General features: G+C 50.3%; 12 protein-coding genes. 4 read left to right on the top strand and 8 right to left on the bottom strand.

The features are described 5' to 3' along the window. Positions 1-160 precede the first annotated feature (160 nt). Positions 161-628, bottom strand: coding sequence for a hypothetical protein (locus BP727_RS02585; RefSeq protein ID WP_286857236.1), 468 nt, complete (start codon positions 626-628; stop codon positions 161-163). Positions 629-750: 122 nt separating this feature from the next. Continuing rightward, positions 751-1,254, bottom strand: coding sequence for a hypothetical protein (locus tag BP727_RS02580; protein ID WP_276620783.1), 504 nt, complete (start codon positions 1,252-1,254; stop codon positions 751-753). Between the two features lie 214 nt (positions 1,255-1,468). On the opposite strand from BP727_RS02580, the gene BP727_RS02570 reads away from it, so the two are divergent. Then, complete coding sequence (locus BP727_RS02570; protein WP_286857231.1) at positions 1,469-1,618, top strand: hypothetical protein; 150 nt, start codon at positions 1,469-1,471, stop codon at positions 1,616-1,618. 9 nt (positions 1,619-1,627) lie between these two features. Further along, positions 1,628-2,509: an SDH family Clp fold serine proteinase gene (locus BP727_RS02565; RefSeq protein ID WP_013718407.1), complete on the top strand. Its 882-nt coding sequence runs from the start codon at positions 1,628-1,630 to the stop codon at positions 2,507-2,509. 37 nt (positions 2,510-2,546) lie between these two features. Here BP727_RS02565 and BP727_RS02560 read toward each other — a convergent pair whose 3' ends face one another. The 3 genes from BP727_RS02560 to cfbC form a co-directional block, all read right to left on the bottom strand. Continuing rightward, on the bottom strand, positions 2,547-2,951 hold the full coding sequence (locus tag BP727_RS02560; RefSeq protein ID WP_273272187.1) for a pyridoxamine 5'-phosphate oxidase family protein: 405 nt from the start codon (positions 2,949-2,951) through the stop codon (positions 2,547-2,549). 92 nt (positions 2,952-3,043) lie between these two features. Then, positions 3,044-4,444, bottom strand: a complete 1,401-nt coding sequence (cfbB, locus tag BP727_RS02555; RefSeq protein WP_286857228.1) for a Ni-sirohydrochlorin a,c-diamide synthase — start codon at positions 4,442-4,444, stop codon at positions 3,044-3,046. A gap of 35 nt (positions 4,445-4,479) precedes the next feature. Then, positions 4,480-5,295, bottom strand: coding sequence for a Ni-sirohydrochlorin a,c-diamide reductive cyclase ATP-dependent reductase subunit (gene cfbC / locus BP727_RS02550; protein WP_286857226.1), 816 nt, complete (start codon positions 5,293-5,295; stop codon positions 4,480-4,482). Between the two features lie 66 nt (positions 5,296-5,361). Between cfbC and BP727_RS02545 the strand changes: the two genes are divergently transcribed. After that, entirely contained in the window at positions 5,362-8,286 is a 2,925-nt protein-coding gene (locus tag BP727_RS02545) for an S-layer protein domain-containing protein (protein WP_286857224.1), read from the top strand. Between the two features lie 51 nt (positions 8,287-8,337). Here the strand turns inward: BP727_RS02545 and BP727_RS02540 are convergent, their stop codons facing one another. Continuing rightward, positions 8,338-8,865 carry an imidazoleglycerol-phosphate dehydratase gene (locus tag BP727_RS02540; RefSeq protein WP_013718412.1) on the bottom strand — a complete coding sequence of 176 codons (528 nt, stop codon included), beginning with the start codon at positions 8,863-8,865 and terminating at the stop codon, positions 8,338-8,340. A gap of 156 nt (positions 8,866-9,021) precedes the next feature. Here BP727_RS02540 and BP727_RS02535 point away from each other — a divergent pair, with 156 nt between their 5' ends. Further along, positions 9,022-9,573: a GNAT family N-acetyltransferase gene (locus BP727_RS02535; RefSeq protein ID WP_286857222.1), complete on the top strand. Its 552-nt coding sequence runs from the start codon at positions 9,022-9,024 to the stop codon at positions 9,571-9,573. A 202-nt stretch (positions 9,574-9,775) separates the two neighbouring features. On the opposite strand, the gene BP727_RS02530 is transcribed toward BP727_RS02535, so the two are convergent. Together BP727_RS02530 and BP727_RS02525 are read right to left on the bottom strand one after the other, a co-directional pair. Next, the gene (locus BP727_RS02530) at positions 9,776-9,970 is read right to left on the bottom strand and encodes a DJ-1/PfpI family protein (protein WP_342766266.1); all 195 of its coding nucleotides are present in this window, start codon (positions 9,968-9,970) and stop codon (positions 9,776-9,778) included. Positions 9,971-10,196: 226 nt separating this feature from the next. Continuing rightward, the coding region (locus BP727_RS02525) for a DMT family transporter (RefSeq protein WP_286857220.1) at positions 10,197-10,453 on the bottom strand (257 nt) is incomplete at its 5' end.

The following is a 10,453-nucleotide window of genomic DNA, read 5'->3' as shown; positions in this document are numbered from 1 at the left end:
CCAGGGTATGAATCTATCTCTGTCAGTTTAATTTTCTTTTAAAGCAAATAAGCTTTTGGGTTGACCGCTTGACCAAATTAATGCCTTTTGGTCAAAGGAATAGCATCCCTGCAAGAGCCACCAACTTGCCTGAGGATCCTCAGGTTCTTCCAGAATTACATCAGAACTGCCGGTTGCATCTCTTAACCCTGGCAATGCATTCCTTGGAGTAGAAAGGGCCAAATATCTGATTGCCGGCCGCGCCAGGCCCCTTTTCTTGCAGATCATGATACCGCCAGGCAATCATGATGTTCTTTTTTATCAAAACCGAATCAGGTGTCTCCATGGGCAGCCTCCATCCACCATCATCCTCCTCTCTCAAATAATACAGCCAGAAGTGAGTGAGGTCATTTTTAAAGCCGTCAATGGCTGTTATCATAGACCCCATGTGGCCGGTAGCGCTTTCATCCGGAGTATACTCGATATTTGAAACCATTTTGAGAATTTCCAGAACGCTCATGCCGGGATTGATCAATACCTCTGCCTTTTTTATCCTCTTTTGGCCATTGACACTTTCATTTTCATCGCCATAGTTAATGTATACCTCTGCCTTGACCCTGCCATCTTTTGATTTTCTATTGAATATCATTCTGCCACCTGTGGCCGATACACAAATCCGGATATATTTGAGCCATTGGGATTGATGCTCACCAGCAGCGCTATATCAATCTTACCGTGAGGGGCTTTGAGCAACCAGGAGCGGCCGTATAATTAGTGAGAGATCGAAGAAATAGATGCCTGTGGGTTATTGCAGAGAACTGCTTTGATGCAACCTTCGATCTTTCGATAGATCTTGATCCGCATGTCTCCGATTTTGGATAGATGCAATATGCCATGATCTTGATCGATTTTGAAGCCGGATTGGCTGTAATTCAGGGTGTTATACCATCCATATCCTTTGAAGCGAATATGACCTATCTTCCGACCGTTATTCTTTGATGCATAGAGGCCTTTGATGTTAGACCAGATAGTGTAATTCACCATCTGAAGAACTTTAGAATAGACCTGGTTTGGTTTAGGATTCTCAAGCTTCGGGGATGGGATCATGTTCTGAGTATCATAGGTTTTGAACTTAATGCCTCTTTCTTTTGCTTCGTTCAGGTCTTGGAGAAGCCTATTATGGCTCTTCGCTGAACTATGTGGGTGAGTTAAGTCAGAGAATATGGCCTCTGTTCCTCTGCTTCTCTGTGGTTGGGTCAATGCATAGCGTTTCACCACAGAGGCACCGAGACACAGAGAACCAGCGATTCAAGTTTACCCATACAAAATAGCGAGGAGCCCCTATTATAGAGCCATCTACAAGCATCAAGATTCTCTGCTAACTTTAGCTGAGTGATCTTGCTCGGGAATATGGGGTACTTGTAGCTGATCATCAAACGAATACATATATGCATACCTAATATTTATATCATTTGAAGGCGGCGTGAAAGTGATCCTGGCAAAAGACTCCGCATTCATCCTGTTGCGACTGGGTCGCAACTCCCCCGGACTCACCGTCCGGGAGACCACCCTGAAGGATGGGGACTTCCCGCTTCGTCCTTCGCAATCCTACAAGTTAAATACGATCCAGTCCAATTGATCCTTGATAATGATGGATCCGACTTTAGCTCAGACTGGCACGGATGCTTTTAGCAGCCTGCTCAGTAACGCCTGGATAATAATATTCATTCTCCTTTTTCTGGTGCCGATGCTCCAGAGGAACTATCTTCAGGCGGAAAGAAAGCGCGTCTTGGCCAGGTTGGGCAAAGCCAGAGGCAGCCAGGTCATAACCCTCATCCACCGCCAGGAGACGATCAGCTTCCTTGGCATTCCTCTCGCCCGGTACATAGATATCGAGGACAGCGAGAAGGTCTTAAGGGCTATCCGCCGGGCGCAGAAGGATATACCCATAGACATCATCCTTCATACTCCGGGAGGATTGGCTCTGGCCGCCACCCAGATTGCGATGGCTCTGAAATCCCATCCTGCCAAAAAAACGGTAATTGTGCCCCATTATGCCATGAGCGGCGGAACGCTGATCGCCTTTGCCGCCGATCAGATCATCATGGACCAACATGCCGCCCTCGGGCCGGTCGATCCGCAATTGGGCGATGCCCAGGGTGCTTACCCCGCCACATCCCTCCTGGCGGTGGCTGAGAAGAAGAAGATCGATGAGATGGATGATAAGACTCTGGTGTATGTGGAGGAGGCCAGAAAGGCTCTGGCCCAGATGAGAGAGCTCTTGCAGAAGATCCTGGAGGGCAAATGCAGTGATTCCTCTAAGCTGGATGTGATCATAAATGAGTTCGTATCCGGAAAATATACCCACGACCATCCCTTCATGGCCGAGGACGCAAAAGCCTTGCTGGGGGATTGCGTGCAGACCGATGTGCCAGAGGAAGTATACTCCCTAATGGAGCTTTACCGCATGGAAATGGGCAGAAGCCGGCCAGGGGTGGAGTACGTGCCACTGGTGAGAGATCGGAAGTAAAAAAGTACAATGATGGACGGGGGATAGTCCATCATTTTCAAGCTATCTGCTTTCCTGCAGCCGGTCCCCACATAGCGTTGTAGATCTCAGTGACCTTGACCATGGCGCAGGCCTTGGCTGGGAGCTTGTTGTTGACTCCGTGCACCCAGGATTTCATGGCCTCATAGTCCACTCCCTCCTTGGAGACTGTGACAGTGCCCTTGATCTGGAAGGACTTCTTGGTCTCGCCATTATAGCACAGGATGGATATCTTGGGGTTCTCCTCCAGGTTCTGAGCGGTCTTGTAGAAGAAGTTGTCCGCAATCATCAGCGTCTCATCATCTATGATCTTGAGCAGTCCCACAAATACCACATTCGGGACTCCCGATTTGCTCGCAGTGGCAATAGGAACCGGCTTTTGCTTCTCCAGGGTTTCTTTCACATCGGCTGGCATTTTAACCATGATAATTCACCTTTGTGCTAATAGAAGTCCGCATTCAATAAATACCTGAGCTTCAATATTATATCTCATTTAATTTTTTAATTCATTCTCCATCATTGCCGCTTATCCCGGCAGGCAGAGAGGAAGCTGGCCGGAAACCCTCGAAAGGATGCGCTGTGAATATGCGAATAGCTGGCCACCAGGTTTCCTATATGAATGCCATCCAAACCATCTGCAATTCCCGTGCCACGCTCCAGCCGAATGGCATACTCCACCCTTGCCTTCGGATCGATCAGCATCTCCGAATGATGGAACTCATGGCCCATGATGTACTCGCCCGCCCTTCCCAGAGGCGAGGCTTGGGCCAGATGACCGTGCACATAGCTAACTGTACGCCTGGCCCCCCTTCTGGCTTTTCCTGGAATAAGGCCCGCCATCTCCCTGCGTTCTCCATCCCACTCGATCTCCCTGCCCAGGTACATCAGCCCGCCGCACTCCCCAAAAATGGGGATATCCTTTTCGTGCGCCTTTTGGATCGAGCTGATGAAGCTCTGGTTTTCGGACAGCTCGCGAGCATAAATCTCTGGATACCCCCCGCCTATGTAGATCCCGTCTACCTCTGGCAGAGAAGCGTCATGCACCGGGCTGAAGGGGACTATCCTCGCTCCAGCCAGCTCCATCAGCTCCAGGTTGTCGCGGTAATAGAAGTTGAAGGCCTCGTCCTGAGCGACGCCTATGGAGAGATCCTTGCCGGAATCGTTTTTCAGATAAAGGTCTGGTTCTACCTCGGGCAAGGGCTCGGCTTCGCGGGCTATCTCCCTGATTCTATCCAGATCTAGGCCTTCCTCCACGATCTGCCGGATGCGGTCCACCCTCTCCTTGAAGCCCTCGTGGCGGGTCTTCCCCTCCATAACCGGCACCAGGCCCAGATGGCGCATGGCCAGGTGCATATCCTCATTGCGCCGGATAGTGCCCACCACCTCCACCTTTGCATAGCGTTCGATCTCCCTAGTCGCCTTGTCCGCATGCCTTGCAGAGCCTACTTTGTTCAGTATCACCCCCCGGAACTGAACGGCAGGATCGTAGTCCATATACCCCTTGACCAGGGCAGCACAGCTGCGGGTGATGCTGCGCGCGTCCACCACGAAGATGACCGGCACTCGCAGCATCTTGGCAATCTGAGCGGTCGAGCCGAGATCTCCCTCATATCCCTCGTAAAGGCCACGCACCCCCTCGATCACCGCCACATCCGCCCCCTGCGCAGCATGGGCATAGATCTCGCGGACGGCAGCTTCGTTCATCAGATAGCCATCCAGATTGCGGCAGCTTCGGCCTGTGATCCAGGTATGATAGCTGGGATCGATATAGTCCATGGCCACCTTGAAGGGTTGAACCTTCAGATTCCGGCCCCGCAAGGCGGAGAGCAAGCCCGCTACTATGGTCGTCTTGCCGCTGGAGCTTCTGTCCCCTGCTAAGAGGATACGGGGACAGTCTGCCCTCATTTTTATGCCCATCTCAAGCCACTCTCCCTTGCTTTTGCTTCTTCTTTTCACTCCTCAGAGCCCAGATCGCGGGAGAGCTCTCTCAGCCTCTCATCGCTAAGAGGTTCAGGGATCCTGGCCTCTCCGCCGGACATGATCTCCCTTGCCAGGGCCCGGTAGACAGCGGCGATCTTCGAATCGGGCGCGCCCTCGATCACAGTCACCGTCCTCCTCTCGCACTGCTGGACTATCGGCTCCTTGGGAATGAAGGCCACCATCCGGCTGTTCAGCTCCTGGGCAAACTGGTTGACTATATCGCGCTCTCTTTCTCCAGCTGCCTCGCGAGAGTTGCATATCACCCCTGCAAGAGGGGTATTCAATCGCAGGAGGCCTTTGCTGATATTGTTCGCCGCATAAAGGGGCATGTACTCCCCCGAGGTTATGATGTAGGCCTGGCTCACCAGCCCTTTCCTGATTGGAGCGGAGAATCCCCCGCAGACGATGTCCCCTGGCACATCATAGAGCACCAGATCCACCTCCTCCATCGCTTTTGATACCTTCCGCAAAAAATCAATGGCAACGATTATGCCCCGTCCCGCGCATCCCACGCCTGGCTCGGGCCCGCCCACCTCAATGCACCTGACTCCTCTGAAGCCCTGATGGACCACATCCTCCTCTTTGAACTCTCCTCCCTTGAGGATGAGGTCCATCATCGTGGGAATTCTCCTTCCTATGAGGGTGATGCTTGAGTCGCTCTTCGGATCGCAGCCCACCATTAAAACCTTGTGGCCTTCCTCGGCACAGGCAGCAGCGATGTTCGAGGCAGTGCACGACTTGCCGATACCGCCTTTGCCATATATCGCAACGTGTTTAATAGATGACATCTTACTCCGGTTGGTTTGTGGTTTGCCATAGGATATACAGCTTATCCAGGACAGGTTCACAGAGAGGTGAATGAAATAAAAAAGATCTGTTTCATAGTTGCGCTTCTGGCTGCAGCAATAAGTATCAGCCTTTTTTGCGGTGCATGGGCACAAGACGCAGCAGAGTTTGCTACCGTTCGAGGCAATCTCAGCTACGGCGATGGAACTTGGCGAGCGAACGACTTCGGCTGGTTCTATTATGATCTGGATGAGGACGCAGGTGGAGAAGAGCTCCAGGTAAAAGATGTGGTTGGAAGAACAGCGAAAAAAGGCGATATTACCTATCTCTCCAGGCCATGGTCGAAGCATTTTGATTATGCTCCCTGGGGGTCCTATGAGGTTTTAGCGCTATTTGGCAAGCTCTATCTGGCCAGCTATCCTGATAGTTCTTTTACCGATGAGGTCAGCTCCCTGGCCAAAGGAGAGCTTAGGGAGATATTAAGAGACGAGGATACCGAATATACTCTGACCTATAATACGACTCTTCCTCTCGCTCAGGGCTATTCCCTGACCTTGGGTGGGATCTCTGAGAAGAACGACGTTGTGAACTTCGCTCTCTATAAAAATGAAAAGCGCGTCTACGACTCAGTGGTGAGCATTGGCGAGGACTTCGTCTATAAAATGGGTGATGTACCTGTCATCCTGGTCCATCTGGCCAATGCCATGGGCAGCGAAGACGGTGGATTTGCCGAGGTGAACGGCATCTTCCAGACCAGTGACAGTCCCATCGCCAAGCTCGTCGAGGGAGGAATCCTGGGAAATATGAAGCTTGAAGATCTATCCGAGGAGGGTCTGGAATTTCGAAATGCCGTTGATATAAACCTTAAGAGAGACTCATCGGTATTTTTAACCCAGTATCTGCTTTTGGTCGTCCTCGATCAGCCTACGCTTATATATTATCCTGTGGGCATAATCTTCGAATACGGGATCCAAGAGATAAGAGGACCAGCATTCAGTGCCAGCACTCAAATCCCAGTGAAGCTGGGAGATTATGATTCTTCTGTCACCGCCAGATGGAAATCATTGAATTACAGCGGATTTTATTTTGATCCAGAGGATATGCTGGGGGATGAGACCCTGGTTCTCTATTCCGTCCAGGACAGGAGGGTATCTCCGCCATCCAATCCTGTTGTGTATGAAGAGAATAATACTGCATTTCAGAAGGGCTTCCAGTATACCACGCTCCTTGAGCCCAAGGAATTTGAGTTCAAGCCCTGGGGATACTATTTAGTTATAAATTTCCTGGGGATGCAATGGTTTGCAGGATACGACAGCAGCCTGGCGGGCACAAAAGCCTCAAAGAGCTTGCTGGAGAAGGAGTATCTGGGCAGAGTGCTCATCGATGAAGAGTACCAGGGTGTCGCATTTGTTGGCAACTATTCTCTGCAGGAAGGCTATGAAATCCGTATTCGCGACCTGGAAAACGATAGCATTTTCCTGGAGCTTCTGAAGGATGGAGCATCGATTGAAGGCTCTGTGGTAAGATCCAACTCCACCTATATCTATGAGAAAGATCTGGGCGATGTCGACGACCTGCCGATCATAATGGTACACGTAGACAATGTTTTCAACAACATATCCAAGGGTTTTGCCACCATCGATGCCATCTTCCAGATATCCGATCAATTTATCATTCATGTGGAGGAGGGCAATGGCATTGGAGAGATGCAGGTTGTGAACGTCGATCCACTTGGCATATGGATGGTCAACGATGACTATATCAATTTGAACCGCGACTCGACCGTCTCCTTGGCTCCAATGATGAATATCCGGGTGGCAGACAACGATACCCTGCGGTACTATCTTTATACTCAAGAATATATCGTGCCATCTCCAAGCCCTCCAACCATAATTGTGCCAGACAATGTGACCTCAAAGACCCCGGCTAGCTTCACCATGATTGAGCAGGCGGCAGAGATAAGAGAGGTCACTGTGGAGATTGTAGACTCCACAAACCGGACGGTCTTTTCCAGAGATATCACAAACTTCGGCCAGGGATCGGGCGAGTTCTGGATGTATAACTGGGTTTGGAATGCTACAACCCTTCAGCTCAGCGACGATAATGGCCGGATTATGGACGTGGGGGAAAATCTGGTGCCAGCATTGCTGCGCTTGAATCAGTCCTCTCCAGAAGAGCAGGTGGGGGTATACTTCAATTCCGCTGGGAGGATCGGCAGGATACTGAAAAGCGATTCAATCTACTATGTGTCCAGAAGCGAGTATGAGAAGCTGAACGTCACCTCAGATTACGATTCAATGCTGGCCAATGAGACCATCAGGAGGAATTTTATCAAGATCGAGCTCGATCTGAGCACTCTGAGGTTCCAGGATATTGTTAACGGCAGACTGGACCCCAGCGCCAAAAATCATACCTTGCATGGTACGATTGACTCTCTTGAGCCTCATGTGAGAGTGGCAGGAGCAGAGCCCGGCCGGTATGAGCTGAGGGTGAGGATAGAGAATGCTGTCAATTCTATTCAGACAATGGGCGATTTCTTCAATGTCTCTCGCGCCCCCATGCGCGGCATATCCCTGGGCTCAGCAGAAATTTCTGCGGGTGAGACTGCCTCCATTCCAGTCGAGATTCCTTCATCCTCTGTGGAAAGATGGATCAATTTGACATACGATTCAAACAATGCTCAGGCTCTGGGCATCTCGGGCAATTGCAGCCCCTCCTGGCAGCTTGAGGAAGCCAAGGGTTTGATGAGAATCACCTTCCCTGCCAACTGCAGCAAGGCGGAATTGAGCTTTAAAGCGATTGAGCCGAATGAGATAATCGATATCAATGTAACTGGATGGAGCGGTTTTGAGCCGGAGGATATCACCAACGGCACCATAACCGTTCTTGCTGGAGAAGGTGCTGCGGATAAAGCCAAGAAGAGCAATGGTCCTGGTTATGCCACATTTCTTCTGGCTATTGCCCTTGCTTTCTATCTGAGGAGCAAGAGCTAGGCAAGATACCAGGGCAGGCCTCCCTGGTTATTCTTTTTCTGCAATTCGATATTATTTTTCAGAGTCTTTCCAGGCCCTTCTGATCGCTCTGCCTAACGCGGTGCTCATGGCCTCGATCTTGCTCATATCATCCCCACCTTCAGCGCTGATGACCAGGGTGAAACCTCCATTGTAAGCCAGAGCGCGCAGGAAGTGTCCGAAGTTCTCCAGAGTCATGCCTCCTGCGCTCTCGCTCTTAAAGCTGAACTCGCCCCGGTATCCGGTCTCGCCGAAACGAACTGCGGCCACTGCCAGGGCAGTGCTCGAAGGCACAGTTGAGCTGCCAATGCCGCTTTTTTTTGCCTGAGCAATCGCCTTTCCCAGGGTGATTCCCGTGTCCTCAATGGTGTGGTGGTCGCCGGTAACAGAATCTCCCCTGGCCTTGATCCTCAGATCGAAATTAGCTCCTTTCCCCAAAGAGGTCAAGATCATGTCCAAAAGCTCAATTTCCGTTTCGACATCTATCCTGCCTGAGCCTTCCGTCTCCAGGACTACATCGATGCATGTCTCTTTCGTCTCTCTCCTACTCAACTGCAGCATGACACTCCTCTCTCCCCTTAAAACTTAAGCTCGTCGATCCGGAGGATGAAGACCCAAAAGTCGTGCAAAAGGAGTTCGTTTGAGAAAGAGATTCAAGAATAGGTTTTTAATCGATATCATCTTAGCTCTTCCTCTTGCCAGAGTAGAGGCGAAAATATGAACAGATCTAACGAACTGGAAACCACACGCTTTGCCCTTCGCGAGATAGGCGCAGCCGATTTAGAAACGCTGCACAGCTATTGGTCAGACGATGTGGTAACAAAATATATGAACGTATCTTTCAAAAATATCGAAGAGACCAAACAGATGGTTGATTTGCTAAATAGCCTGCCGGAGAGGGGTGAAGGTAGGCGTTGGGCCATTGTTGATAAAAAAAGTGGAGTTGTTCAGGGCAGCTGTGGTTACCATAACGTTAAAGCAGAGCACCGGCGCGCTGAAATTGGCTATGAATTGGGCAGGCGATATTGGGGACAGGGTGCCATACAGGAAGTGATGAAAGCTGTTATTAACCATTGTTTTGAAGAGCGAGGATTCAACCGAATCGAGGCCTTTGTAACAGTGGGAAACAACAGGTCTCTTAATACCCTCAAGAGACTGGGCTTTAGGCCAGAGGGGCTTTTAAGAGAATATGAATTTACTCAGGGAAGCTTCCATGACCAGGTGGTTTTTGCCCTGCTGAGAAGAGACTGGAAGTATTTCTCTGAGTGATGGCAGAGTCTCGAGGTCTTATCATTCCATACCTGCCACGGCGCTCCGCCGTTCCACCAATGTAACTATTTAGATAGATGGCCAATCCAAGGTCGAATACTGTCGAGAAGACGGCATTTCGGACGGTCTTCGCACTCCCAACATCCATTCAGCAGTGACTACATCGAGTCGGCGGGATTGTACTGCGATTCATTAGCCGCCTTTACAAATGGCGGCGGCAATCGAGCAAGCCCCCACGAGCAAGGCCCGCGGTGGCGCCGCAAATCGCTGCCACAGGCACTCCGGAGTCGAGGAACACGCGGGCAACCTCGATTGCCTCCTTGTTCTTGCCCTCATCCCAGGCGATGCCTCCAGGCAGTATGAAGATGGCGCTGTCCCTTTGCGAAAGCTCATTCAAGAGCCAGGTCGGGCTGAATGCGAATCCCGCCCATGCTCATCACCGGCGCTCTTGTTATCGCCACGCTCCGGATCCGGTAGATTCCCGGATTTTTCTGAAACTGAGGATTGTCTATCCCCGCTATCGCATAGCTTGCTTCCCAATCAGATAGACTGTCAAATACGAAGAGATGTACTTCTTGCGGTCTTATTTATGATCCCCATTTCAAGCCTCTGAAGGTTCTGCTTTAGTGCATCACACTTTTTGAGTACAGGTTTATTATCATGACACCTATAATTATCAATGCAATTCCAAGAAGAGCTGGGATATCCAATGATTGCTTATAATATAAATAGCCTATAACCGAAATTAATGAGACACCTACACCGGACCATATTGCATACACGACGCCAATATTTATGTTATCCTTTAGGGTTAAGGAAAGAAAGAAAAAGGCTACTGCATAGCCTGCAACGACTATTATCGATGGAACGATTTTTGTAA

This window comes from Methanosaeta sp. UBA356 (assembly GCF_002496465.1).
Lineage (GTDB): Archaea > Halobacteriota > Methanosarcinia > Methanotrichales > Methanotrichaceae > Methanothrix > Methanothrix soehngenii.
The sequence above is the reverse complement of the archived record's forward strand: the minus strand, read 5'-3'. Positions and strand labels throughout refer to the sequence as shown.

Excerpts from the sequence above, each read along its gene's own strand:
- BP727_RS02535 (WP_286857222.1), top strand. The coding sequence starts at position 9,022 with ATGAACAGATCTAACGAACTGGAAACCACACGCTTTGCCCTTCGCGAG.
- cfbB (WP_286857228.1), bottom strand. The coding sequence starts at position 4,444 with ATGGGCATAAAAATGAGGGCAGACTGTCCCCGTATCCTCTTAGCAGGG.
- cfbC (WP_286857226.1), bottom strand. The coding sequence starts at position 5,295 with ATGTCATCTATTAAACACGTTGCGATATATGGCAAAGGCGGTATCGGC.
- BP727_RS02540 (WP_013718412.1), bottom strand. The coding sequence starts at position 8,865 with ATGCTGCAGTTGAGTAGGAGAGAGACGAAAGAGACATGCATCGATGTA.
- BP727_RS02560 (WP_273272187.1), bottom strand. The coding sequence starts at position 2,951 with ATGGTTAAAATGCCAGCCGATGTGAAAGAAACCCTGGAGAAGCAAAAG.
- BP727_RS02585 (WP_286857236.1), bottom strand. The coding sequence starts at position 628 with ATGATATTCAATAGAAAATCAAAAGATGGCAGGGTCAAGGCAGAGGTA.
- BP727_RS02565 (WP_013718407.1), top strand. The coding sequence starts at position 1,628 with ATGATGGATCCGACTTTAGCTCAGACTGGCACGGATGCTTTTAGCAGC.